This is a genomic window from Peribacillus sp. N1, from assembly GCF_054600815.1.
Genome location: NZ_BAAHZO010000002.1, coordinates 815,762 through 841,714, shown reverse-complemented (window position 1 = coordinate 841,714; position 25,953 = coordinate 815,762). Strand labels below are relative to the sequence as shown.

Sequence of the window (25,953 nt, the reverse complement as noted above, 5' to 3'; positions counted from 1 at the left end):
GTCGGAAACATCGTCCGTGTTTTTTAATTCAATTGACTATCAATGATGTAAATGATTATTATTACTACAAGAGTTTATTCGCTTAAAGAAGGTGTTGGACTAATATGACCTGGGTTTTGAATGTTTCAAACCACCTAACCGATAATGCAGAATCTCTAGCTGAAGAAATTGTTGAAGGTGTTCTGCATAGTATGGAATTAGATATTCCACTGTGGGAAAAAGAGCAAGCAATAAAAATGTATATGGAATTTATAAATTTTTTAGGTGAATCACTTTTGGTCATGGATGAGGGAGTGCCACAGACACTCATTGAATGGAGTAATAAGAACGCAGCTGGACAGGTATCTCCCGAAGGGGCGATTTCAGAGATAATTGTTCGTTATCCGCCAACGAGGGACATTTTTACCGACATTATTACGAAAATCAGCTTAGAGTTTCAGCTTTCATTAAAAGATCATTCCTTCATTATTAAGAGGATAAACAATATGTTGGACATAAGCCTTAATGAAACCATTTTTGCTTTCGAACGCCTTTCCGACGAATATAAGGAGAAAACGCAAAGAGAACTGGATGAGCTTTCAGCACCCATTGTAATGATTAAAGATGGTATTGCGGTACTCCCATTGATTGGTATTATAGATTCATATAGGGCGAATTACATTATGGAAAAAGTCGTACCAAAAATTTCTGAACTACGGTTAAACTATGTGATTGTTGACTTCTCAGGCATATTGAAAATAGATACAGATATTGCACGTCATCTTCATCAAATAGGACGAATGCTTGATTTGCTAGGAATACAAACCCTTACAACAGGGCTACGCCCTGAATTAGCCAAAACCGTTGTAAAAAGCGGAATTAATATGTCGGAAATTACTTCTTTCGCAAACGTTAAGCAAGCATTAGAAAGCATTAAATAAAACTATTATACCAGCAATATATCTGCTGGATTTTTTTATACAATGGATCGGTTAAAACAATTATGTTGAGTTTCTTCTTAGTCTAACGGGGCAGGTCAGTTCAACAAGCGATTTCTTATTGTCGTGTTGTTACTGTTTAATGTCAGTGGAGGCTGTTGAACTTCTAAGATCCAAAGGTGTTAATGCATTTCGTTTAGAGGAAGGTGTACATGATTGGAAGAAATTACAGAATTATAAATGAGGTCTTAACAAATGTCCAGTAAAACTTTTCAAAAGAACCAGAGTTATGTAGATTCTCAAGAAAAACAAAAGATGTTATACAAACGTACATTAATTATTGTAAGTATTTCACAAATTTTTGGCGGTGCTGGGTTAGCGGCTGGAATTACGGTGGGGGCACTTCTTGCACAACAAATGCTTGGCACAGATGCATTTGCTGGACTTCCTTCTGGTTTATTTACTTTAGGGTCTGCAGGGGCTGCTTTAATCGTAGGTAGACTTTCTCAACGTTACGGTCGTCGTACAGGTCTAACAGCTGGTTTCATGATAGGGGGACTTGGAGCGCTAGGGGTCATAATCGCAGCTATAATAAATAGCGTTTTCCTTTTATTTGCTTCCCTTCTTATTTATGGTGCAGGAACAGCGACAAATTTACAAGCTCGTTACGCTGGTACGGACTTGGCAAACAATAAACAACGCGCTACTGCTATTAGTATTACTATGGTGTTTACAACATTTGGTGCAGTTGCAGGTCCGAATTTAGTGAATGTAATGGGGGATTTTGCTCTTTCCATTGGCGTTCCATCACTAGCTGGTCCTTTCATTTTATCAGCAGCAGCATTTATCTTAGCAGGTCTTGTACTTTTCATTATGCTTCGCCCAGACCCATTAGTTGTAGCAAGAACAATGGAAGCGTCCAACCAGGAAAGTAATCGAATTGAGTATTCGATTGATACTGAACGAATAGAAAACAAAAGAGGTATTATGGTTGGTGCGACAATTATGGTTCTTACTCAAATTGTAATGGTGGCTATTATGACAATGACACCAGTTCATATGAGACATCATGGACATAACTTGGGTGAAATAGGTCTCGTTATTGGTTTTCATGTAGCTGCAATGTATCTTCCTTCACTGGTTACAGGTGTCCTTGTTGATAAGTTTGGCCGTACTGCCATGGCTATTGCCTCTGGAGCTACGCTGCTTCTGGCAGGTTTAATATCAGCGATTGCACCAGGCGATTCTATGATTCTCCTAGTTATTGCCCTTTGTTTACTTGGATTAGGATGGAATTTTGGTTTAATAAGCGGGACTGCTCTTATTGTTGATTCAACTGACACTTCAAACCGGGCTAAAACTCAAGGTACAGTGGATGTTTTAATAGCCTTATCAGGAGCTTCTGGCGGTGCCTTATCAGGAATGATTGTGGCCGGTTCAAGTTATACAACATTATCATTTATTGGAGGTTCATTATCTTTATTATTGATTCCAGTGGTAATCTGGTCTCGGGGAAGTAAAAAATAAAAAACTGATTTCTCTACGAAATCTGTTTTTTTGTTGATCTAACAAGTGCTATACTTCATTGCCAGGAGCTGATCTGCAGCTCCTTTTCTTATGCAACAAACGTGGCATAATGCCCCCTCATATAGCAACATTTGTGGTACCTCAACCACCGCGTAATACTTGCCCCCTTATTTTCTTCAGTATCGACTTCAATCGTTCAATTTTGGAATTCACCTTCACTGTATATCCGTATTGCATATAAACCCGTTTTTCAATTCATATAAAAGGCTTGAAAGCGATTCTAGTTGCTATGCTGCCGTGCTTATTTTCATATATTAGGACAAGTCACCATGCAATGAAGGACTCTCCTTCATAACATATAACATCTTGAAAAAATGGGTAATGACAGGTTGTTAAAAGGACCATTCGAGTTCCTTTTTTATTTATTATATTAAGTTCGGAAGCCATACTAGGAGTGATAACATGCATCCATTGGAAGCAAGATCATTAACGTTAGCCTATGGAGAAACAATAATTATTGACCAACTAAATTTACAAATTCCAAATGGGGAAATCACGGTTTTTATAGGTAGTAATGGTTGTGGTAAATCAACCTTGCTTCGTTCTTTAGCACGTCTATTACGCCCTAAGGAAGGTTCTGTTATTCTCGATGGGAAAGATATTGAAAAATGGCCGACAAAAGAAATTGCCAAACATTTGGCTATTCTTCCACAGGGATCAATTGCTCCGGAAGGACTTTCTGTCACTCAATTGGTAAAGCAAGGGAGATACCCTTATCATAATTGGCTGAAGCAATGGTCGGAAGAAGATGAAGTTATAGTGAATAAAGCATTGGAAGCTACAGGAATGAAATCTTTAGCAGATCGTTCGGTTGACTCCCTATCCGGGGGACAACGACAAAGAGCCTGGATTGCCATGACACTTGCGCAAGAAACAGACATCATTCTTTTAGACGAGCCAACCACGTATTTAGACATGACCCATCAAATCGAAATACTTGATTTGCTGTTTGAATTAAACGAGAAAGAACAGCGTACTATCGTGATGGTTCTTCATGATATAAATCTAGCTTGTCGATATGCTCAACATATTGTAGCGATTCATAACCGAAACGTTTTTGCTCAAGGAAAACCAGAAGATATTGTAAATGCCGATATGGTTCGTTCGGTTTTTCAAATAGAATGTGAGATTACTGTCGATCCATTGTTTGGGACCCCTTTATGCATTCCATATGGCAAAGGGAGAAAAGTAAGTGATGGGAAGTAATATGCTATTCATTATTGGGTATCTACTATTCTTGAAAAAATCGGGGGAATGAATTATGAAGAAATTATTCAGGGTGCTGTTGTTAGTAACATTTGCAACTATCTTGGCAGCTTGTAACCAATCACAAATGGATGGGACAACTCCTGATGGGCAAACATCCAATGAAAATGAACCAGTAACGATTAAGCATGTATTAGGAAACACGGAACTACACGCAAAACCGAAAAAAATTGTTGTTTTAGAATGGACATACGTAGAAGACTTGTTAGCTCTTGATATACAGCCTGTTGGTGTTACAGATATAGAAGGGTATAACAAATGGGTACAAATCGATGAAGAGCTATCAACTGATGTAACAGATGTGGGCACCAGACAAGAACCGAATCTTGAGGCTATCGCTCAGTTGGAACCGGATCTAATTATTACAACAAAGTTTCGTCATGAGGGAATTAAAAAAGAGTTGGAATCAATTGCCCCTACTATATTCTTTGAACCTTATCCACAAGATGAATCCATTAGCCAATACGATGAAATGGTAACAACCTTCAAAACAATTGCAAAAGCAGTTCAAAAGGAAGATCAAGCTGATGCCATTTTAAATGAATTAAATGAAAAATATAAAGAAACAAAAGAGAAAATCCAAGCAGAAAAATTAAAAACAAATCAATTTGTGTTAACTCAGGCTTATAGCTCGAATCAAGTACCTGTTCTTCGGGTATTTACACCAAACTCAATGGCATCAGTTATTTTGGAGAAGGTAGGGTTACAAAACGCTTATCAAAATGAAAACTTTGAAGTATATGGTTTCTCTACAGTCAATGTGGAGGCACTTCCTGCCTTAGAAGAAGCCAACTTCATTTATGTCGTTCAAGATAATGATAATATATTTGAAAACCAATTAAAGGATAATGACGTTTGGAAAAACATAGCGTTCGTTAAAGAAGATCGTACTTATTCATTAGGGGAAGATACTTGGTTATTCGGGGGCCCGCTATCTGCAAAAGTACTCGTAGATCAAATTGAAAACGCATTGGTGGAAGAATAAAATGGCAAGTTCAATAAAAAAGAGTTCCCCTTGGCTTTTCATTGGGGGCCTCCTTCTATTGTTTGTTCTTAGTATCTTACATTTATATCAAGGCCAAGCAGATTATACGATACGAACATTGATGACAGAGGTTTGGTATGAAGGAAACGTTCAGAATATAGTACTAGGGCTAAGGCTTCCCAGGGTCATTATCGGTATACTTTCCGGGGGAGCATTAGCAGTTGCTGGTGTACTTTTACAAACATTAACGAAGAACCCTCTTGCTTCCCCCAGCACTTTAGGAATTAATTCGGGAGCCTACTTGCTCACTGTTATCGCTATGGTCTTTTTTCCACAATATATAGGGGATTATCCCTTTGTAATTTCCTTTCTCGGTGCAGGGTTATCTGCTGTTCTGTTGATAGCTTTATTAGGAAGAGTTATGGAGCCAGTTCGTGTCGCTCTTACAGGAATGATTGTTGCCTTACTTTTTTCTTCTATTACAGGAGCTGTACAGCTCCTTTTTGAAAATGAAACAAATGGATTGTTTTTATGGGGATCTGGAACTCTTATACAACTAGATTGGTCTGGTGTGAAATTTTCAATATTTTTCATTTTGATTGGCTTTATTATAGCTTTAGTTCTAGGAAAGTCACTTGATCTCCTATCCCTTGGGGATGACTTGGCCACCTCGTTAGGACAATCGGTAAACCGTGTAAAGGCATTTGCCTGGTTCACGGCTATTTTACTTTCTGCTGTGACCGTTAGTGTTGTCGGTCCCATCGGCTTTATCGGTTTAATGGCACCACATTTAGTTCGGTTAATGGGGATACAAGGGCACAAGTTGTTAATACTTCATTCTTTCTTATGGGGAGCCAACCTTCTTGTAGCTGCAGATGTATTAGCAATGTGGATTCAACCCGGACAAGAAATTCCGGTTGGGGCCATGACGGCTTTAATTGGTGCCCCTTGGTTAATGTATTTAGCCTATAAAACTGGAAAAAGACAAACAAGGGGAGAAAGCCGTCTCGGCAGTTCACTTCTCCCGATATCATATCGCTGGATCTTGTTTGGATTATTTGGATTGACCATTATGATTATATTAGTTTCAGTTTCATATGGAGCAGGAAGTTTTTTTACATTTCAAGACTGGCTTGATAAGTCATTTAACTCACCGTTTGTTATGCAATTCCGTATTCCGCGGATATTGACTGCTTTTCTAGTTGGGATGCTATTAGCGACAAGTGGATTATTCATACAAGCTGTATTAAGAAATCCTCTAGCTGATCCTTCAGTTTTAGGGATCACTTCTGGTGGTGGAGCTGGGGCATTAATTTTCCTAGTGTTATTTCCTGCTGTTTCTATACAATTTCTTCCTATTGCGGCTATGATTGGTTCAAGTATTTCAATCACTATCATTTTAATTCTGTCATGGAAAACTCAATGGCAGCCGATCCTACTTGCGTTAATGGGGGTAGCGGTTTCTGCATTTGGTTCAGCCATTATACAAATATTAATTGTTAAAGCGAATATTGGCGTAGCCCCTGCCCTAGCATGGCTAGCGGGAAGCACCTATGCCAAGGGCTGGGAAGAATTGAAACTTGCTGGCATTGTCGCTCTCATTACGATTCCTTTGAGCATTTTATTCATTAAAAAATTTGATGTGATTTCCTTTGGAGATGAAGTTGCTGAGGGACTGGGAGTAAATATTATTATGACGAGGCTTTTAGCTATTATGTTAGGAGTTTGTATGGGGGCAGTCAGTGTATCTATTGTAGGAACAGTCGGGTTTATAGGTTTACTAGCACCTCATGCAGCTAGGAGAATGGTTGGATTTGAACATGGAAAGGCTATTCCAGTCAGTCTTTTTCTTGGAGGAATCCTTTTAACTTCGGCTGATCTTATAGGAAGAATTGTTTTAGCCCCTAAAGAAATTCCTTCTGGACTTGTCGTTGCACTAATAGGCACTCCATATCTCTTATATTTACTGAGAAAAATATAGAATACGCCTCCTTTTTCTCTTGAATTTTTCTTTAATAACTTCGGTATACCTTATATAAATTTAGGTGAAGACGTGTAAATTAAGGGGTGGAAAATACTTAAAGTAAATAGGGCTTTTAACATGAGAGTTGCTCTGGCAGCTCTTTTTTTTATGGAGAAAACTGGGTCAATAGCGTCTTTATTTTTGGAATTTTACATGCAATAATTTGTACATTCGTAAAAATAACAAAAAAGTACACGAGGGGAAGTTTAATAGCCAAAGAGATTATTTTTCCGAAACGCCTTTATCTTGTCTGATTCAAAAAATGATGGCGGCTATGTTGTTCGGATATATACACCTGATGAAAGTTTCCTTAAAGAAGGTTGCTGAGGCAGCCTTTTTCTTATTGAACGAACAGGTATACTTACCGATAATCCAATCCATTTAATTTGAAAATGAATGATACAAAATGGGGACAGTCCCACCCAAAAGGAGGTCTTCCAAATGAGTAAAGAATCAATACTAATCGTAGAGGACGAAGAAAAAATCTTAAGATTGCTTGAATTGGAGCTTGAAATCGAAGGCTACCAAGTCGGAAAGGCAATGGACGGAAAGGAAGCCCTTGAAGCGTATCGATCACGAAAGTGGGATTTGATCTTATTGGATGTGATGCTTCCAGGCATAAGCGGGATTGAGCTGCTTCGGAAAATTCGTACGAAAAACAATTTCACCCCTGTCATCCTGTTAACTGCAAAGGGCTCGGTTGAAGATAAAGTTTCCGGTCTTGATCGCGGTGCGAATGACTACATCACTAAACCTTTCCAAATTGAGGAATTGCTTGCCCGAATTCGTGCGGTTTTAAGAATGCGGACTGCTGCATCTTCAATGGAAGATGAATACGATGGATGGCTGAATACTGCTGATTTAAAGGTGAATGTCAAAACACGTGAAGTCATTAGAGGTGAAAGCGAAATTGACCTAACGCCAAAGGAGTATGATTTACTTCTTTATTTACTGAAGAATAAGCGTCAAGTGCTAAACCGGGATCAAATTCTCGGAGCGGTTTGGGGGTATGATTTCTATGGAGAAACAAACGTGGTGGATGTGTATATCCGATATGTTCGCAAAAAGCTCGAATATGGCTTTGATACGCCGCTTATCCATACTGTAAGAGGCGTTGGCTACGTCCTGAAGGATGCAAAATGAGACTTCGCAAAAAAATAAATTTATATACAGCGGTGCTATTCATTTTCCTGCTCCTATTGATGAATGTTTCCATTTATTTTGTTTTCAGTAATCTGATGATGGTGAACGAACTTAATCGTGCGAAAGCGGAGACAGAGAAAATTGCCTTTGATGTTAGTGAAAATGTCAATAATATATCTCCAAGTGATTTACTTCGATCCTATCTGCCTATAGATGGCATGATTGGTATTGTAAAAGAGGGTCAACGAAAAGGCACAGCTGTTACATCCAATTCTGAAAAACAATTAAGCAATCGCAATAGCAGCTTTTATCCCGGTGAGAAGAGTGCGATCATCACTTATCATCAGAACAAGTATGTATTCGTTTCAAACCCGATCATTTGGGGGGATGGAAGTGTAGTTAATCTTCAAATCACCAAAAGCATTTCAGCAACCGAGGAAATGCTCGCTGTTCTGCGCATCGTATTAATCGCTGTAACCATCATTGCCATGATACCTGTTCTGATATCAAGCACTATTCTTAGTAACTTCATCGCCCGTCCGATTCGATCGATGATTGATACGATGAAGGAGATTCAAACAAGCGGCCAATTTAAGCGACTTAGCCTGGAAGAAAAGGCAAAAGATGAACTTGTGGAAATGGGGAAAACCTTTAATCACATGATTGATTTGCTGCAAGCTAACTTCGAAAAACAGGAGCAATTCGTATCAAATGCCTCACATGAATTAAAAACACCGCTAACTGTCATTGAAAGCTATGCAAGCCTTTTGAAAAGAAAAGGCTTGGAGCGCCCTGAGTTGTTTGATGAATCAATAGAGGCCATTCATTCTGAAGCCATTAGAATGAGAGAGATGACAGAGCAAATGCTCCTGCTAGCAAAGCATCAGGAAAAATGGAATATAGAGAAGGAAAACGTCAATCTGACCGATATCATGGCAGACTTAGCGAAAGTATATAAAAATGCGTACAATCGAACAGTGGAGATTTATAGTGGCGATGCAATTGAAGCACTTACGGACGTGCAAAAGTTAAAACAGCTATTGTTTATTTTTTTAGACAATGCAAGAAAGTATAGTGACGAGCAAATCTCAGTCTATATAGGACAAACTAGTAGAGAAGCATATATCCGCATCGAAGACAGAGGGGATGGAATTCCCCAGGCTGAATTGCCAAAAGTGTTCGATCGCTTTTATCGTGTAGATGAAGCAAGAAGCCGAAAGCAAGGCGGATCAGGTTTAGGGCTTTCCGTGGCAAAGGAAATTGCTGATGCAATTGATGTACGGATTGAAATGGATAGTCTTGAAGGCAGGGGAACGAACGTTACTCTTTTATTTAATTAAGCCAGAATGACGTTGGATGGGTGATATGATGAAGAATGGAAAAGTGCTGATAACAGCTGGATCAACTCTCGTTTTTGGTCTGCTATTATTCTTCGGATTTCAATGGTGGGCTCCATCGTTATCCGCGGAAAGCTTGACGGAAGAAGAAGTGAACCAGACAGCAAAGGATAAATATCCTGGAACCATTATAAAGACAACGAAAACTGAAAGTGAAGAATATCAGATTGAAATGCAGCTTGAAACCGGGGTATATCTTATTAGTATGGATGCGAAAAGCGGTGAAGTTCGTTCTATAAAAAAAGAAACCATAGGTCATGCAGCAGAAGAAACGGCAGAAAAAACACCCCAAAAGCAACTAACCCAAAATGAAATAAAGGCGCGTATTTCCTCACAAGGCGATCTGGAACAAATTGATTTTGTGCAGGAGACAGACAACTCCCATTATAAAGCAGTGGTAAATAAGAACAATGAAAAAATCACATTAATTCTCGACCCATATACAGGAGCTATAATTGACTCGACAATGGTAGCAGATAGTATCATTACAGAAAACGAAGCAATCGCAATTGCCGAAAAACATGTAAAAGGAACAGGTGACGATACAGAATTTTATCAACCATCAGATCAGACACCTTATTATTTGGTCGAAGTTGAATTAGAGGACGATCGAGACGCAGTCGTCCAAGTGGACGGCTACACAAAAGAAGTAAAAACAATCACATGGGAAGATGATGAAGTGGATGATAGAGATGGCCACGAATAATAATTGTATAAAACATAAAAAAGGGTGATGCATAGTTAACTATGCATCACCCTTTTTTTAGTAAGAAAAATGCAAAAAAAAAGAGAAGGAACTGTAATAATTCTCACCATTTTCTAATCCTTCTATCATTTAACTCTAATTTAATATCTCTAACATGGAATAAAGCACCAAATGATAAAACAGAGCCAAATAAGACCGTTTATGAAAGGCATCTGGATTATTGTACATAGAACATATCCATCATATTTCAACACGAGAAAGGAGAATAAATAATGTCAGTCATTTCTAGCATTCTGGATTACAACAAGACGTTTGTCGAACAAAACAAATATAAAGAGTTTCAAACGACAAAGTATCCAGATAAAAAGATCGTCATCATAACATGCATGGACACCCGTCTGTTGGAATTGCTTCCAAAGGCGATGGGGTTAAGAAATGGAGATGCGAAAATCATTAAAAACGCTGGAGCTATTGTTTCTCATCCCTTTGGCAGCATTATGCGCAGTATCCTTGTCGCTGTTTATGAGCTAAAAGTGGAGGAAGTGTGTGTGATCGGACATCGCGGATGCGGTATGGTGGGGCTTCAATCCACTTCACTTCTTGATGCTGCAAAGGAGAAGAAAGTCACTCAGGAGCAAATTGATATCCTAACAAACTCTGGTATTGATTTATCAAAGTGGCTGACAGGTTTTCAATGCGTTGAGGAGAGTGTAACGAATAGTGTCCGTTTGATCAAAAATCATCCATTATTACCGGATTCCATCGCCGTTCACGGTATGGTCATCCATCCCGAAACGGGTAAATTGGATCGAATCATAGATGGATATAGCAAGGACGAAATACAAATTCAATAAAAGAAGGAGCGATAAAATGATGAGTTCTAGCAGGCTTGAAGGGTATAACTTAGGCCATTTTCAGAAAGATCTGGTTGCAGGGGTCGTAGTTGGGATAGTAGCAATTCCTTTAGCGATGGCTTTTGCCATTGCTTCCGGAGTAAGACCGGAATATGGACTGTACACATCAATTATTGCAGGAATCATGGTCTCCCTTTTTGGTGGATCGAAATATCAAATTGCAGGCCCGACTGGGGCCTTTGTCCCGGTCTTGTTAGGTGTGGTCATGCAGTACGGATATGAAAAACTGTTAATCGCCGGCTTCCTGGCAGGTATCATGATATTTCTTATGGGTGTCCTCAAACTGGGAAGATTCATCAAGTTTATTCCCCGTCCAGTTACGATCGGCTTTACTGCTGGAATTGCTGTGATTATCTTCTCTGGCCAGATTGCCAATTTCTTTGGACTCAGTAACTTAAAAAAAGAAGAAGCCTTTCTTTTAAATATGAAGGAAATCTTATTGAACTTCAATACAGTGAATATCTATAGTGTACTGGTAGCTATCATAAGTTTAACTCTCGTCATATTAACTCCCAAATATTTACCGAAAATCCCTGGAGCATTGCTGGGATTGATTGTATCAACTCTAGTCGCCAGCTTATTCTTTCCAGGTCAGGTAGCGACAATTGGATCGGCCTATGGCGCCATTCCTAATGCATTGCCCCAGTTTCAGTTTCCCCAGATCACTGGCGGTTTGGTGATTGAACTCCTTCCGGCTGCTTTGGTCATTGCCATGCTAGGAGGAATTGAATCACTATTATCCGCTGTGGTTGCAGACGGCATGACCAACAGTAAACATAACAGCAATAAAGAGCTGATGGGACAAGGATTGACCAATATGATTACGCCTTTATTTGGAGGCATTCCGGCTACAGGTGCCATCGCCCGTACCGCAACGAATATTAAAAACGGTGCTGTCTCCCCCATATCAGGCGTGATTCATGGGCTGGTGGTATTGCTCGTGTTAGTCAGTTTGGCTCCTTATGCTTCGGCCATTCCTTTGGCCAGCATGGCCCCCATTCTTATGTTTGTCGCCTGGAACATGAGCGAACGCAAAGAATTTTCGCATATCTTAAAAGCAAAAACCATGGACTCGGTCGTATTGATCGTTACCTTCGTGTTAACCGTATTGATTGACCTGACAACAGGTGTAGGGATCGGATTACTATTAGCCATCCTGTCGTTCGTTAAACTGATGAGCGGTACATTGAAATTATCAAAGGTATTACCAGATCCAGCTGATAAATTAGTTAAACCAGAAATGGTACAACAAGGTTCAAGCTGCCCGCAGATTAACATTTATACGATAGAAGGACCTTTATTCTTTGGTTCAATCGAAAGGCTGCAAGAAGAAATCGAAGATATGATGCGTTCTAAACCAAAAGTCCTTCTATTAAGAATGAGCAATGTGTCATTCATTGATACTTCGGGAGAAGCACTTCTCACAGACATTGTGAAGCGATTCAAGTCCCACAAACTACAAGTGTTGATTTCCGGTATTCAACAGGAACCTAAAGAAATGCTCGAAAAAACCGGTTTTACTAAACTGGTTGGTGAAGAGCAGTTCTTTTCCAGTACGGGTGATGCCATTAATATGGCTTTATCCAAACTGGATGAGAATCGTTGTAAAGGGTGTAAACAGTTTTCATTTGCTGAATGTACCGCACTCTCACAGCAAGTTCAAAAGCCAGCGTTATTAAAACAGAAAAGAAAACGGGAGATAGGATTAACTTGACTCCTAAAGAAGAGAAAGGCATCCGCTTTTGGCAGATGCCTTTCTCTTAAACCTTTTTAATTAATTCACCATCACCAAGGGCGATTAATGTGATTTATGATTGCCTAAACGATATTTGCTTTAAAAAACTAAATAAGGATGCGAAAAGGCGTTGATGACCCGATGAAAAACTTAAGACAATAACTAAAATCGTCCAATTTGAAATAGTTAACACATTAGCGTTATTAGCTCAGTGGTTAATCCAGACTATTCAATTGTATGCCACTATAAACATGATCCCAAATGGCCTCATCCCAAATTTGGTTAGGAACTTCTAAAACACAAACATTTTCCAGGTTCCATTCTAATTCAGAAATACTTGTAGCATCATCCGAGGGGACTAATATTAATACATTAAATTCTTTTTCTTTTAACATGTCCTGCATTTCTTGGTGAAACAAATAGGCTTGGTCATATTTTGTTGACCATCTTACAAATAGGATTGAATCACTATTGTTAATCGTGTCATTGAATCTTGCAATTCTTTTATCTAAATTTTCTTTGAAATAAGGATATGTTTCAAACCATTCTTTATCAGGCAGGATGGGGAAATCGTGAACTGAAGTAACTTTATAATGGTTATCTCTGACCAAATAGGTATTTACAGCATTTATATCCACGTCATCATCAAAATAAGTACCGGAACCATCTACTAAAGTCAAATTCCTCAATTCCATATATTCCTTGAACTGATTTTTATATAGCCTGGCCACTTCTGCAAATGACTCAGTATAGACCCAGTCAAGAGGCAAAGAGAATCTTCTTAAACCAAGTCTTCTTAGGTTCAAAGTGGGAGTGCAAGCACTGCCACAAGGAATGATTACATCATAAGATTTCTTGATTTCGGTTAATTTCACTATTAATCCCCCTTTCTATATTATCAATACTATATTAGATGAAAATTTTCTTTTTTTTGATTGGACAAACCAAAAAAAGGCTTCAGAGCATTCAATCCAACTTGATTATTTGTAGGTATTAAAATGGTTTTAAATATCTTTTTAGACAAAGCAAAACGCATGCCCAAGAATTGAGAGCATGCGTGAACTTTTAATCTTCTATGATATCCAACTCTTTCAGGGCATCCAGCGTAATCGTTTTGGCCTTGCTGCCGCTGCCGTCGATGTTCGTTGCGAAGGCCCATTTTCCTTTGTCCGTTTCGATGTAACCCACATACCAGCCCAATCCCATATCTGAAAGGCGTGTCCCGGTTTTTCCATGGAGGACATATGAGTCTGCTTCTTCATTGATCATGATTCTCTTAACGGTTCTCATATGCTGCTTATCGATAGGCAGTTTTTCTTCTACAAGGTTTTCGATGAATTGGACTTGTTCCCGAGCAGAAATCCTAATGCTGCTGTCGAGCCAAAACTGGTCGATCCCCCCGGAGATATCATGATTGCCATAATCTATCAGGTTCACATATTGCTGCATATCTTCCGCCCCGATATCGCGGGCCATTGCTTGATAATACCAGATCACTGAATGCCTCATGGCTGAAGCCAGCGTATGATCTCTGTTCCAATCCTCAAATTCCCTGATTACACCATCCCACCGCTTCACTTCATATTCATCGCTTACCGCCTTTGTCTGTAAGCCGATTAATGCATTCGCCACTTTAAATGTCGATTCTGGAGTGTAGCGTACCTTACTTCTCTGTTTATCATAGATGAACACTTTATCATTTTTTAAGTTTTGGAGAACCATTGTACCTTCCGCACCATCGAAAGACTCCCCGATATCCAGTTTTTTCACCTTTTGATCGTTTGCACTTGCATGAATCGTACTCATGGAACCAGTGACTAGCAGGACAAGAATGAAACATAACGCTTTGATTTTCATTACACACTCTCCTTCAAGGCTGGATTGATCGATCATCAAAGTAATTTCCAAAAAATAGGTTGATATCTAAAGTATACCTATTCCTGATAAAAAACGAAACCTAATTCTTGGAATCTAGCTAGATAGTATCGATCAAGGAGGAATTCAGCAGGTAGCTAATGAATATAAAAAGCAAACGATAGAATGGGAGGAATCTATCATGGAGGTTAACCAAAGAAAAATAAATAGTATTGAAAAAGAAATTACATACACACATATTGAAAACGGAAATCCAGCAGTTTGTTTTATGTTTTCAGGTGCGGGGTACACGTATGAGAAGCCGTTATTCTATTATTCGACGATGATCATGCTTCAAAATCAGTATGATGTCGTACATATTCATTACGCTTACGACCAGGATATTTTCAAGCATCCATTGGTAGATATCACAAAAGTGATCGTTAATGATATCAATCCCGTCATTACGGAGGTACTTCAAAATCATGAATATAAAGGAACAGTATTTCTAGGCAAATCACTTGGCACCATACCCATCATCAATGGAATCATGAAAAGTGAGCGGTTTATGAATGCCAAAGTGATATTGCTCACGCCGCTATTGAAGTTCGTTTCGGTTTTTGAAGGATTATTGAGCAGTAATCATTCAGCACATATAGTTATAGGAGAAAAAGATCATCATTATATTCCAGCTAAAATTCAAGCGATTGAAAATAAAACGAATATAAGCATGGATAAAATCCCACATGCAAATCATTTATTGGATATTGAACCTTTCGATACCTCAAGGACGATTATCATGCTAGAAGGTGTAATGAATAGAATGGAAGAGTTTTTAAAAATATAGGTTAGCGAAATGCAAAAGGGACTCAATCCATGGATTGGTGGGGGAAAATGTTATAATAAGAGTATTGTAGTTTGGATTTAAGAAGGGAGAAAAGATGGAGGGTACCAATACATTTCATTCAATTGATGAATACATTATACAATTTCCCGAAGAAGTTCAGGAAATATTAAAAACGTTAAGAAAAGTCATGAAGGATGCAGCACCGGATGCAGAAGAAAAGATAAGCTATCAAATGCCTACCTTTGTTTTATATGGAAATCTGGTGCATTTCGCTGCCTATAAAAAACATATAGGATTCTATCCAACTCCAAGCGCGATCTCTGCTTTTGAATCTGCTTTATCTGAATATAAATGTTCAAAAGGGGCCGTTCAGTTTCCGCTAAACAAGCCAATTCCTTATGAATTAATAACCGAGATGGTTAAATTTAGAGTGGAACAGAATAAAAAGAAAGCAGAAGGGAAATTGAAAAAGAAAAAATAACAAAAACTATTATCGGAATTCACCAAATATTTAACTATTGATTGTGAGATTCAAGACCGAAAGAGAAAGGTGGAAATATTATGTTCAAAAAATTATTCGGTAAAAAAGAGAGTGTGGAACAACTGCTTGCTCCTATTAATGGACAAGTAATAAATATTGAGGATGTTCCAGATCCGGTGTTTTCCGGTAAAATGATGGGGGACGGAATAGCAATTCTTCCTGAGGAGGGGTTGGTCGTATCTCCAATCGATGCAGAAGTAATCCAGGTTTTTCATACTAAACATGCGCTAGGCCTACGCACAAAGCATGGCATAGAATTGTTGATTCATATTGGATTGGAAACAGTTAACCTTAATGGTGAGGGATTTGAAGTCCACGTTGCAGAAGGGCAAAATGTAAAAGCAGGAGACAAGCTAGTTACATTTGATATCGATTTTCTAAAATCAAAAGCTCCAAGCATCGTAACTCCGATCGTTATCACGAATGGCGAGCTAGTTGAAAAACTGGAAAAAACAAATAGTACCCAGGCAAAAATTAAAGAAACACAGATTATGAGTGTTTATTTGAAATAACAAGAAAAGGCCATTAGACTTCAGGTGCCTTCTAGTACATGAAAAGCAGTCCTTGCTGGCGAGTGCCGGCAAGGACTGTTTTAATATAGCTGCAAGACTTCAGCACAGTGTACTAATCCAATTGCACATGTCCTAAATCACTATTAAATGATTTAAGATCGTTAATTAACTGGTTAATATTTTGGCTTGGACCGCTATCATATAGAGCATTTCTAAATCTTAAGTACTTGGTTCCCTTTTCTATTAAATTATTCAATAGCACATTTTCAGGGAATCTTAGTGTGGATTTCTTAGGAATATCATTCCATTCTTTGTTAGCTAAACCATGGTACCATGTGAATAATATAGCAGGATTCTTTTCTTTTAGCCTGTGCATTTGCCAACCCATAGAGCGTTCAGAAAAGCCGTAGTTGCCAATATCGGTATTTAAACAATCATACATTGCCTGTAAAATTGAAAACCAAATACCATCAACCTCATCCCAATCATAAAAGCTCGAGAGAAATTGATTTTGATAAGATATAATGACTGTGCCGTATAAGGAAGTTCCTTTTGAAGTAAATAACTGTTGATTTCCCAGTTGGTTAGCGCTTGAGTGATGGATTGGGATAAAATCTTCGTTAGCAAATAAATGTTTATTAACAATGGCATCATAACTATTTTTTGATATATATGTTTGAATGGTAACCATTTATGAACCACCTATCCCATAGGGTAATGTTGTTTCCCATCTATTTTTTGAACTTGTGTTGCATTTGCAAAACGAGGATTGCGCTACTTGCATAATAGGGCATGGCTATTGGAGGACGAAATGATTGGGATCAATCCTGGTAAAACAACTGAAATCAGAAAGTTTTCCGGATACTTCATGTTTTAATACTAATTTTCATATGCATGCCTCCTTAAAAGTAATTAATTTTAGTAAAGCATGGAATTATATAATTTTTATTTCAAAAAAGAGAAGAAGTGTTTTAGTTATGAAACCATCCGGTATACGAATTTCAATTTTTATGCACGATCCAATGTTGAAGTAGCAAGGGGAGAGGGATATACTTCTTGAAAGTTTCTTAAGGTAAACTCCCAGGTTGTTTTAAAATTGAATCAGCCTGTTTAATATTTGAAATACTTTAAGTAGGTGATTTAGAATGTTCCCCGTGACTAAGGTTGTATCCGTTCAATGTGAATGCAATCACTGCTGCAAGCAGGATAATCGAAAAATGCAGCGAATAGTAGGTGAGTGAACAAATAAATCAAGTGAGGGTGATTGGATGGGAGTTCAAGCAGAAAAGATCTTTGTAAACTTGCCTGTTAAAGATTTGGATGCCTCAGTAGAATTTTTCACAAAGGTCGGCTTTGAGTTTAACGAGCAAATGACCAATGAAAATGCGACATGCATGGTTATCAGCGAGTCCATATATGTCATGTTATTGGTGGAAGACTACTTTAAAACGTTTACCAAGAAGGAGATCCCGGATTCTGCAGCGAGTACCGAAGCCATCGTCGCCCTTTCCGTTAAAAGTAAGGCAGAAGTCGATGAGATCGTGAATAGGGCACTGGATGTTGGCGGAAAGCCTTTTAACGAAGCCATTGATCATGGTTTCATGTATGGTTGGAGTTTTCTGGATATCGACGGACATTCTTGGGAAGTATTTTACATGGACGAAAGCGGATTTAACCAAAATTAAACCAAAAGCAAGGCACAATCCTTCACGAAGGACTGTGCCTTTTTTGAAGTTCAGTGCCGTATCCGGGTCAACATGATCTTCCAAGTGCTAAAGTATAAAATAACCATTTATACTTATGATACAATATAAGGGATAATGTAAAGGCGGGTACAAAAAGTGACGACAATTTACGATATTGCGAAAAAAGCGAATGTATCAACGATGACTGTATCGAGAGTTATTAATAATAAAGGAAATATCAGTGAAAAGACAAGGGAAAAAGTTGAAGCGGTCATTAAAGAGTTGAACTATATACCGAATTCCGCAGCCCAAAGTTTGAATATTAAAAGAACGAAGCTGCTTTCATTAATCATAACCGATATCACCAACCCTTTTTTCACCCAAGTAGCGAGAGGGGCCGCAGATAAGGCCAATCAAATGGGATATCAGCTCATTTTATGCAATACCGATGAGGATTACGAAAAAGAGAGTGAATATATCGATGCATTGATTTCAAAACGGGTGGATGGCGTCATTATTGCACCAACAGGCGATCAATCGACAAAAAATTTGAAGAAATTAATTAAAAACAGGATTCCATTTACATTGATAGATAGGCAAATTCAAGATGTTTCATGTGATAGGGTGCTTGGTGATAACTATGAAGGAACGAAAAAGCTTCTTCAGCATCTCATCGATTTTGGACACGAACGAATCGCGATGGTTCATGGTCCGCTAACGATTTCCACTTCGAAAGAGCGTTATCAGGCGTATATTGAAACGCTGAAAATAAATGATTTGAACATCGATCAGTCTTTCGTAATAGAGACTCATTACAAACAGGAAAAGCAATGGAACGGTATTGACGGATTGATGAATGTTCCGCCCTCTGAGCGTCCAACAGCAATTTTTGCCGCCAATAATTTCATTGCCATCAAAATTATAAAAAGTTTACGAGAAAAACAGATTAAAGTACCTGAAGACATTTCTGTCGTTTGCTTTGACGACTTAGAATTATTCTCGGATTTCGATCCCTTTTTAACCGTATCTTCACAGCCCGCTTACGACTTCGGATATTTAGGAACACAATTAGTGATCGAGCGAGTGGATGAAGTCGGTCCTGCCGACTATCGGACGATCAATTTAAAGCCGGAATTGGTAATCAGGAAATCATCTGGAGCTCCTATAAAATAATAGGAGTTTTTTTTTTGGCCAAAGAATAAGTGGCCTCTTCAGTGGCATGTCGCTCATAACAATACTTGGCTAATATCCTTCCACACATAAACCAATAGATTCAATTCAGCACCAGCCATTTTGATTTTTTCGGTTTTAAGCAATTCAGCACCAAATGCCTCATAGAAGAATCGAGATTTATTGTCTTCAAGCACCTCAACGAATATTGTCTTAAATCCCAGTGCCTCGAATTTTAAAAATAACTCTTTGATGAGTTTCTTACCTATCCCCATTCTTTGAAAATTTTCGAGGATATATATAGCAGTTAAATCACCGGAATTCTCAACTTGATTCGTATCCCTTTTCCCGCCATCTATAAATCCAACTATTTTTCCTTCGTTATTTTCTGCGACATAAACATAATTACCATCTCTATTAATATTCTTTATCCATATTTCTTTCCTTTTCTCATAAGACAGATTATCTAAAAAATCACTCGGCATTATTTCTTTATAAGTAGTTCGCCAGCAATCCACATGGACTATTGCTATACCTTCCGCATCTGCAACCGATGCATGTCTTATTAGCATATTAGTTCCTCCTTTTTTAAGTTTGCTATATCCCCTATATTTTACTAATATTATCCATTTTGCAACTAATCGGCCTGATATATTCCAAGAGTATCCACAGTTTGATTTCTAATATTTAACTTTGTATGTTACTATTTCCTATAGTTTGTTTAATGTGGAAGAAGGTATGAGATGATGCGGAATTTCCCTAGTAAAGTATTTTATTTATTAATCTTCTTGGTTACCTTGGGGGTTGTGCTAGTTTTTTATAATGACGAAGAACCGACTGAGAAATTAACTGAGGATGAATTTTTTACAACTTTAGAGGATGGGAAAGTGACATTTTTAAAGGTGGAGTCACAAAATAGTGTTTATGAAATTAGAGGTCGGCTGGTAGGGTATGAAAAGGATCAATACTTTATCGCGTCTGTACCAAATAGTGAAATATCGCTAGACAGAATGAATAACGCCATAAGGGAACTTGATATAGGAAAAATTGAGTTTATCCCAGACACAGAGACAAGCGGATGGGTCACCCTTTTAACAACGACCATTCCGTTCATGATCATTTTCATCCTGATTTTTGTTAGTTTTCTATTTCTAATTGTCATGAAAAGAATGAAACATTCTAAATGATTAAAAACTCGCCGTTCCAATTGGGAATGGCGAGTTTTCTTATTAACAAGAGTTGAAAATGGTAATTCCGTTTTAGATAGTTTAAAAGATTTCGTTTAATTTATTGACAATTTAAAATATTGCTGTTATTTTAATGTTACCGGTAACATAAAGATAACAAGAGGAGGTCAGCCTGATGATTGATGCACATCAGCATTTTTGGAGAATTGACCGAGGTGATTACTCTTGGCTTAAAAATGATATGGGAGTCCTTTATCGGGATTATCTTCCCGACGATTTATCGCCCTTAATACATAAGAATGATATTTCGGGGACCGTCCTTGTACAAGCGGCTCCAACCTATGAAGAGACTTTATTTCTATTATCCTTGTATGACCGCCATGACTGGATATATGGTGTGGTGGGCTGGCTTGACTTATCTGCTCCATCATTCCCGGAGCAATTGGATTCTTTAATGACAAGACCGGGAATTGTTGGTTTACGTCCCATGTTGCAGGATCTGGAAGACAGTGCTTGGATTTTACAGGAACAAGTTGTGGAAAATTTGAAACAGCTTATTCGATATGATCTTCCGGTGGATTTGTTGATTAATCATAAACATATTTCATCTATTTTAACATTGATGAAAACGCTTCCTAACCTAAAGGCCATCATCGATCATATGGCTAAACCGAATATATCAGCAGGGGAATTAAACAAATGGCAAGAAGAAATGAATACTTTGTCACAGTTTCCGAACATTTGGTGCAAACTGTCGGGTTTATTGACCCAAGCAGATCCTGCAATGTGGAAGGCGGAAGACTTTAAGCCATACATACAACATATTGTTCGGGCATTCGGGCCGGACCGTTTACTTTTCGGCAGCGATTGGCCTGTATGTTTATCAGCTGGAGGCTATGAAGACGCAGTGAGGGTCATTAAAGGGAATTTACCGGAAACTTTAACACAAGCTGAAGTGGATGGGATATTTTCTGGAAATGCTGAAGCCTTTTACAAACTAAAAGAAAGGGGAGAGCGAAATGGGCCAGTTAGCTTATGAACAGGACGTTACAAGCATCGTCATGTCTGATCAGGATAATGTAGCGACTTCATTGAAAGATGTAAAAGAAGGGGAAACATTACTCTTTGTCATAAATGGTAAAAAAATGGAAGTAAAAGCAAAGCATTCGATTCCTTTTGGGCATAAAATCGCAATCAAACCGATTCAGCGATCGGCGACGGTCATCAAATATGGAGAAGTAATCGGTGCAGCCACGATGGATATCGAGCCTGGTGAACATGTCCACATACATAATATTGAGGGAATCAGAGGAAGAGGAGATAAGGCGGAAGGGGAGCAAACACAATGAGCAGGATAAAAGGGTATCGCCGTTCAAATGGCAAATTTGGAATCCGTAATCATCTATTGATCATCCCTACCGTCATTTGCGCCAATCATGTGGCCAACAGAATCCAGCAAGCTGTACCGGAATCAGTGGCCATTCCGCATCAGCATGGGTGCAGCCAGATTGGTGATGACAAAGAACGTACACATAAACTTCTTGGCGGAATGGGGAAAAACCCGAACGTTGGTGCGGTTCTGTTGATCAGCTTGGGCTGTGAGGTGATTGATGCCAAAGTATTGAAACGGGAAATCGAAGAAGAAACGGGAAAACCTGTGGAGTGGCTTGATATCCAAGATGCAGGCGGGACGATAAACGCGATTAAGAAGGGGACTGAAGTGGCGAAGGGTTTATTTCTGGAACTCGAAAAAGTGCCGCAAGTGGATGCCCCCATTTCAGAATTGATAGTTGGTGTGAAATGCGGCGGTTCCGATGCTACATCCGGTCTGTGCAGCAATCCCGCTTTAGGGAAAACCGCTGATCAGCTCTTGAAACAGGGCGGTACGATCGTAATGGGTGAAACCACGGAAATCATCGGAGCTGAACATATTGTTGCCCAAAAAGCAGTGAGCGAAGAAGTGGCCAATAAACTATATGCATATGTTGATAGATTCGAAAAAGAAGTGGAACGCATCGGGGCAGATATGCGTGGCGGGAACCCGAGCCCGGGCAATATTGAGGGAGGGCTCTCGACCATCGAGGAAAAATCGCTTGGCTGCATTAGTAAAGCAGGTACGGCCCCCTTGAACGATGTCTTATCATTTGCGGAAGAGATCCCGGGTAATGGCTATTACTTCATGGATTCCCCGGGGAATGATATCGAGTGTGTTTCAGGCATGGCGGCCGCCGGTGTACATATGGTCTGCTTTACGACAGGAAGAGGGACACCGACAGGAAACCCGATTATCCCGGTCATCAAAATAACGGGAAATGAACATACGGCAATCAAGATGATCGATAACATCGATATTGATACAAGCCCAGTCATGAAAGGGAAAGAAACGACGGAGGATGCAGGAAATCGCATTTTTGAAACGATTGCTAAAACAGCCCAAGGTGAACTGACAAAGGCGGAAATTCTTGGACATCAGGAATTTAGCATCAGCCGGATCAGCATCAGCCTTTAGAAACAGATAGGAAAAGGGAGGAGAATTCATATGGGTAAATTGAATAATCGAACAGCGCTTGTCACAGGAGGCAGCCGGGGAATCGGTGCAGCGATTGTCATGAGATTGGCTGAAGAGGGTGCCAATGTGGCGATCAACTATACATCGCCGAGGTCATTTGAAAAAGCGAATGCGTTAAAAGAAAAAGTAGAATCCGAGTTTCATATCAAAGCGATCGTCGTGAAAGCGAACGTTGGGATGAAGGAAGATGTCGATGCCATGATCAATGAAGTGGAAAAAGAGTTGGGAACGGTGGATATTCTAGTGAATAATGCTGGTATTGCACCGTTTGAGCCTTTTTTGAGCCTTTCGGAAGAGACATGGGATGATACGTACCGAACAAATGTGAAATCAATCTTTTTGACGACACAAAGAGTGGCGAAGCGAATGATTGAAAATAAATATGGCAAGATCATCAATATTACATCAACGGCTAGCGTCCTTGTCACGAGTCCGGTCATTCCCCACTATATTTCATCGAAAGCAGCCGCCTCGCATTTAACGAAGGCATTGGCGATTGAGCTAGGCAAATACAATATCAATGTGAATGCTGTCGGCCCAAGCACCGTTGCGACGGATATGTGTGAGGAATATTTGGAGGATCCGCAAATTCTCGCAAAAGAGATTGAAGCCAATCCGATGAAGAGACTTGGGACCGAAAAACAAATTGGCGACTCCGTCGTATTTTTGGCTTCCGATGAAGCCATGCAAATCAACGGGCATCTGTTAATGGTGGATGGCGGTTTAACGGTGAAAGCGGCGCAGCCTGAAGATCATATGAATCATGAGCAGGAGGTAACGTCATGAGACTGCAAAATAAAATCGCTGTCATCACTGGCGGTGGAAGCGGGATCGGGAAGGAATCAGCCCGTTTATTTGCTAGTGAAGGCGCATTTGTCATCATTACCGATATTCATGCTGAAAACGGGCAGGGCACCGTTTCTGAAATAGAGGAGGCTGGCGGGAAAGCGGCATTTTATGAGGTGGATGTAACGGATCCGGAAGCGGTTCAATCCGCAATCTCCCAGATAATCGAAACCTATAAGAAAATAGACATATTATTCAACAATGCCGGAATCTCAAACGTAGGCAGGGTGGACGAAGTGGAACCGGATGTGTGGGACCGCATCATGAGCGTGAATGTGAAGGGGGTTTATCTGCCTTCTAAATACACGATTCCTTATATGATGGAACAAAAAAGCGGGGTCGTTATCAATATGTCATCATGTGCAGCGGAAATGGGTCTCGTGAAACGTGCCGCATACTCTGCAACGAAAGGAGCCGTACTGGCTTTAACGAAAGCGATGCAAGTGGATTATGCACCTTATAATATTCGGGTGAACGCTTTATTGCCGGGTACGATCTTGACACCGTTCGTCGAAAATTACTTGAAAACTTCATATGACGATCCTGAGGTTGCCATCGGCACGATCAAGAAAAGACAATTGAGCGGCGATTTGGGCAGACCTAGTGATGTAGCAAAAGCGGCACTGTTCCTAGCTTCGGATGAGTCTGCGTTCATGATGGGATCGCCTTTATATATCGATGGTGGGGTTGTTTTTGGGAAAAATGCATAAAAGGGGGAAGAAACGATGAAATTGGCTACTTTTATTAAAGACGAACAGCAAAAACTGGCCGTTCAAGTTGAGAATCATTTAATAGATATCGAAGAAACGGCGAAGAGGAATGAATGGAACCAAATCGTGTCGGATGTGATGCAAGTGATAAACTTCAGCCAATCCGAACGGGACGAATTTGAAAATAAGGTCCATGAAGCTGTCAAAGAAGGAATGGCTGAAGTAATTGAAGAGAAAGGGCTCACATTCGGTCCCAGTATAACAAAGCCGCATAAAATCATTTGTGTTGGGTTGAATTACAAAAGACATGCAGATGAAACCAATGCACCGTATCCTGAAGTGCCAATCTTATTTAACAAGTTTGATAATACATTAACGGGTCACGGATGTGAGATTGCCATACCAATCGTAACGAATGAACTGGACTATGAAGTGGAACTCGGAATCGTGATCGGCAAAAAGACAAAAAACGTTTCCGAAGAAGCAGCACTCTCCCATGTGTTCGGGTATTGTACGGTCAACGATTTGTCGGCAAGAGATCTGCAAATGAGGACGCCGCAATGGCTGCTTGGGAAAACCTGTGATGATTTCAGTCCTGTTGGCCCTTACCTGGTAACAGCGGACGAAGTGGGGAATCCAAACGACCTGCAATTGAAAACGTATGTTAATGAAGAACTAAGACAGAATTCCAATACATCAGATATGATCTTTTCATGTGCGGAAATCATCAGTTATATTTCCAAGCATATGACATTGGAACCGGGCGATTTTATATTGACAGGTACACCTGAAGGAGTCGTATTGGGTTTACCGGCCGAACAGCGTGTTTATATTCAGCCAGGGGATGTGGTCACCGTTGAAATCGAAAAACTGGGATCACTCACGAACACATTTGTCGCTGAAAGCGAAGAGGCTTTGACGAATGCTTAAAGGAATTCCGCCAATACTTTCTCCTGAATTGATGAAGATCATGATGGAGATGGGGCACGGTGATGAAATCGTACTTGCAGACGGGAATTATCCGGCTGCAAGTCATTCAAGCCGGATCATCAACGGCCATGGACATGGCGTGGCCGACTTCCTGCAAGCGATATTGGCATTCTTTCCACTCGATACGTATGTGAAACATCCCGTCATATTGATGAATCCTGTGGAAGGCGATGAAAAAAGCCCTGCAATCTGGAAGAGTTATGAAGATATAATGAAAAAAACGAACGATATTCCTATCAAAATCGGAAAACTGGAACGAATGGACTTTTACGAACGAAGTAAAGCGGCCTATGCCATTATCGCAACTAGTGAACGAGCACAGTATGCAAATCTCATATTGAAAAAAGGTGTACTTTAATTTACTAAAAG

27 protein-coding genes are annotated in these 25,953 nt (G+C 39.5%); 23 read left to right on the top strand and 4 right to left on the bottom strand.

Going from position 1 to position 25,953, the window contains the following annotated elements; all coding sequences use genetic code 11:
• The first annotated feature begins 104 nt into the window (after nucleotides 1–104).
• The 10 genes from ACYP5M_RS12555 (at nucleotide 105) to ACYP5M_RS12510 (ending at nucleotide 12,652) form a co-directional block, all read left to right on the top strand.
• Nucleotides 105–920: an STAS domain-containing protein gene (locus ACYP5M_RS12555; RefSeq protein WP_452444412.1), complete on the top strand. Its 816-nt coding sequence runs from the start codon at nucleotides 105–107 to the stop codon at nucleotides 918–920.
• A gap of 252 nt (nucleotides 921–1,172) precedes the next feature.
• Nucleotides 1,173–2,444, top strand: a complete 1,272-nt coding sequence (locus ACYP5M_RS12550; RefSeq protein WP_101223299.1) for an MFS transporter — start codon at nucleotides 1,173–1,175, stop codon at nucleotides 2,442–2,444.
• 462 nt (nucleotides 2,445–2,906) lie between these two features.
• Nucleotides 2,907–3,710, top strand: coding sequence for an ABC transporter ATP-binding protein (locus ACYP5M_RS12545; RefSeq protein ID WP_459735115.1), 804 nt, complete (start codon nucleotides 2,907–2,909; stop codon nucleotides 3,708–3,710).
• Nucleotides 3,711–3,765: 55 nt separating this feature from the next.
• Nucleotides 3,766–4,755 (top strand): ABC transporter substrate-binding protein, encoded by a 990-nt coding sequence (locus ACYP5M_RS12540; RefSeq protein WP_434167791.1) that lies wholly within the window; start codon nucleotides 3,766–3,768, stop codon nucleotides 4,753–4,755.
• 1 nt (nucleotide 4,756) lies between these two features.
• Complete coding sequence (fhuB, locus tag ACYP5M_RS12535; RefSeq protein WP_452444413.1) at nucleotides 4,757–6,736, top strand: Fe(3+)-hydroxamate ABC transporter permease FhuB; 1,980 nt, start codon at nucleotides 4,757–4,759, stop codon at nucleotides 6,734–6,736.
• 483 nt (nucleotides 6,737–7,219) lie between these two features.
• The gene (locus tag ACYP5M_RS12530) at nucleotides 7,220–7,921 is read left to right on the top strand and encodes a response regulator transcription factor (RefSeq protein WP_452444414.1); all 702 of its coding nucleotides are present in this window, start codon (nucleotides 7,220–7,222) and stop codon (nucleotides 7,919–7,921) included.
• Entirely contained in the window at nucleotides 7,918–9,261 is a 1,344-nt protein-coding gene (locus ACYP5M_RS12525) for a sensor histidine kinase (RefSeq protein ID WP_260358585.1), read from the top strand. The genes ACYP5M_RS12530 and ACYP5M_RS12525 overlap by 4 nt, the downstream gene beginning before the upstream one ends.
• Nucleotides 9,262–9,286: 25 nt before the next feature.
• Nucleotides 9,287–10,024 (top strand): PepSY domain-containing protein, encoded by a 738-nt coding sequence (locus tag ACYP5M_RS12520; protein WP_452444415.1) that lies wholly within the window; start codon nucleotides 9,287–9,289, stop codon nucleotides 10,022–10,024.
• A gap of 272 nt (nucleotides 10,025–10,296) precedes the next feature.
• Nucleotides 10,297–10,878: a beta-class carbonic anhydrase gene (locus tag ACYP5M_RS12515; protein ID WP_452444416.1), complete on the top strand. Its 582-nt coding sequence runs from the start codon at nucleotides 10,297–10,299 to the stop codon at nucleotides 10,876–10,878.
• Nucleotides 10,879–10,894: 16 nt separating this feature from the next.
• A complete protein-coding gene (locus ACYP5M_RS12510; protein WP_260358583.1) occupies nucleotides 10,895–12,652 on the top strand; it encodes a SulP family inorganic anion transporter in 1,758 nt (585 codons plus the stop codon).
• Nucleotides 12,653–12,888: 236 nt separating this feature from the next.
• Here ACYP5M_RS12510 and ACYP5M_RS12505 read toward each other — a convergent pair whose 3' ends face one another.
• Complete coding sequence (locus ACYP5M_RS12505) at nucleotides 12,889–13,548, bottom strand: DUF1796 family putative cysteine peptidase (protein ID WP_452444417.1); 660 nt, start codon at nucleotides 13,546–13,548, stop codon at nucleotides 12,889–12,891.
• Nucleotides 13,549–13,738: 190 nt separating this feature from the next.
• Nucleotides 13,739–14,530: a class D beta-lactamase gene (blaOXA, locus tag ACYP5M_RS12500; RefSeq protein ID WP_452444418.1), complete on the bottom strand. Its 792-nt coding sequence runs from the start codon at nucleotides 14,528–14,530 to the stop codon at nucleotides 13,739–13,741.
• A gap of 199 nt (nucleotides 14,531–14,729) precedes the next feature.
• Between blaOXA and ACYP5M_RS12495 the strand changes: the two genes are divergently transcribed.
• From ACYP5M_RS12495 to ACYP5M_RS12485, 3 genes are all read left to right on the top strand, one after another.
• A complete protein-coding gene (locus ACYP5M_RS12495; protein WP_452444419.1) occupies nucleotides 14,730–15,374 on the top strand; it encodes an alpha/beta hydrolase in 645 nt (214 codons plus the stop codon).
• 94 nt (nucleotides 15,375–15,468) lie between these two features.
• On the top strand, nucleotides 15,469–15,855 hold the full coding sequence (locus tag ACYP5M_RS12490; RefSeq protein WP_452444420.1) for an iron chaperone: 387 nt from the start codon (nucleotides 15,469–15,471) through the stop codon (nucleotides 15,853–15,855).
• An 80-nt stretch (nucleotides 15,856–15,935) separates the two neighbouring features.
• Complete coding sequence (locus tag ACYP5M_RS12485; RefSeq protein ID WP_101223285.1) at nucleotides 15,936–16,427, top strand: PTS sugar transporter subunit IIA; 492 nt, start codon at nucleotides 15,936–15,938, stop codon at nucleotides 16,425–16,427.
• Nucleotides 16,428–16,539: 112 nt separating this feature from the next.
• Here ACYP5M_RS12485 and ACYP5M_RS12480 read toward each other — a convergent pair whose 3' ends face one another.
• Nucleotides 16,540–17,118 (bottom strand): hypothetical protein, encoded by a 579-nt coding sequence (locus ACYP5M_RS12480; RefSeq protein WP_452444421.1) that lies wholly within the window; start codon nucleotides 17,116–17,118, stop codon nucleotides 16,540–16,542.
• Between the two features lie 577 nt (nucleotides 17,119–17,695).
• On the opposite strand from ACYP5M_RS12480, the gene ACYP5M_RS12475 reads away from it, so the two are divergent.
• Nucleotides 17,696–18,112: a VOC family protein gene (locus ACYP5M_RS12475; protein ID WP_452444422.1), complete on the top strand. Its 417-nt coding sequence runs from the start codon at nucleotides 17,696–17,698 to the stop codon at nucleotides 18,110–18,112.
• Between the two features lie 156 nt (nucleotides 18,113–18,268).
• Nucleotides 18,269–19,285, top strand: a complete 1,017-nt coding sequence (locus ACYP5M_RS12470) for a LacI family DNA-binding transcriptional regulator (RefSeq protein WP_260358577.1) — start codon at nucleotides 18,269–18,271, stop codon at nucleotides 19,283–19,285.
• A 53-nt stretch (nucleotides 19,286–19,338) separates the two neighbouring features.
• On the opposite strand, the gene ACYP5M_RS12465 is transcribed toward ACYP5M_RS12470, so the two are convergent.
• On the bottom strand, nucleotides 19,339–19,854 hold the full coding sequence (locus ACYP5M_RS12465) for a GNAT family N-acetyltransferase (RefSeq protein ID WP_434167784.1): 516 nt from the start codon (nucleotides 19,852–19,854) through the stop codon (nucleotides 19,339–19,341).
• A 171-nt stretch (nucleotides 19,855–20,025) separates the two neighbouring features.
• Here ACYP5M_RS12465 and ACYP5M_RS12460 point away from each other — a divergent pair, with 171 nt between their 5' ends.
• The 8 genes from ACYP5M_RS12460 (at nucleotide 20,026) to ACYP5M_RS12425 (ending at nucleotide 25,942) form a co-directional block, all read left to right on the top strand.
• Nucleotides 20,026–20,469 (top strand): ATP-dependent metallopeptidase FtsH/Yme1/Tma family protein, encoded by a 444-nt coding sequence (locus ACYP5M_RS12460; protein ID WP_452444423.1) that lies wholly within the window; start codon nucleotides 20,026–20,028, stop codon nucleotides 20,467–20,469.
• Between the two features lie 175 nt (nucleotides 20,470–20,644).
• A complete protein-coding gene (locus ACYP5M_RS12455; protein WP_452444424.1) occupies nucleotides 20,645–21,508 on the top strand; it encodes an amidohydrolase family protein in 864 nt (287 codons plus the stop codon).
• Nucleotides 21,489–21,818, top strand: a complete 330-nt coding sequence (locus ACYP5M_RS12450; RefSeq protein WP_434167781.1) for a UxaA family hydrolase — start codon at nucleotides 21,489–21,491, stop codon at nucleotides 21,816–21,818. Before ACYP5M_RS12455 ends, ACYP5M_RS12450 begins: the two co-directional genes overlap by 20 nt.
• Nucleotides 21,815–22,978: a UxaA family hydrolase gene (locus tag ACYP5M_RS12445; RefSeq protein ID WP_260358572.1), complete on the top strand. Its 1,164-nt coding sequence runs from the start codon at nucleotides 21,815–21,817 to the stop codon at nucleotides 22,976–22,978. Before ACYP5M_RS12450 ends, ACYP5M_RS12445 begins: the two co-directional genes overlap by 4 nt.
• Before the next feature lie 30 nt (nucleotides 22,979–23,008).
• Nucleotides 23,009–23,824, top strand: a complete 816-nt coding sequence (locus ACYP5M_RS12440) for an SDR family NAD(P)-dependent oxidoreductase (RefSeq protein WP_452444425.1) — start codon at nucleotides 23,009–23,011, stop codon at nucleotides 23,822–23,824.
• On the top strand, nucleotides 23,821–24,594 hold the full coding sequence (locus tag ACYP5M_RS12435) for an SDR family NAD(P)-dependent oxidoreductase (RefSeq protein WP_260358570.1): 774 nt from the start codon (nucleotides 23,821–23,823) through the stop codon (nucleotides 24,592–24,594). Before ACYP5M_RS12440 ends, ACYP5M_RS12435 begins: the two co-directional genes overlap by 4 nt.
• Nucleotides 24,595–24,609: 15 nt before the next feature.
• Entirely contained in the window at nucleotides 24,610–25,524 is a 915-nt protein-coding gene (locus ACYP5M_RS12430; RefSeq protein WP_452444426.1) for a fumarylacetoacetate hydrolase family protein, read from the top strand.
• Nucleotides 25,517–25,942, top strand: a complete 426-nt coding sequence (locus ACYP5M_RS12425) for an RbsD/FucU family protein (protein ID WP_427571437.1) — start codon at nucleotides 25,517–25,519, stop codon at nucleotides 25,940–25,942. Before ACYP5M_RS12430 ends, ACYP5M_RS12425 begins: the two co-directional genes overlap by 8 nt.
• Nucleotides 25,943–25,953 lie beyond the last annotated feature (11 nt).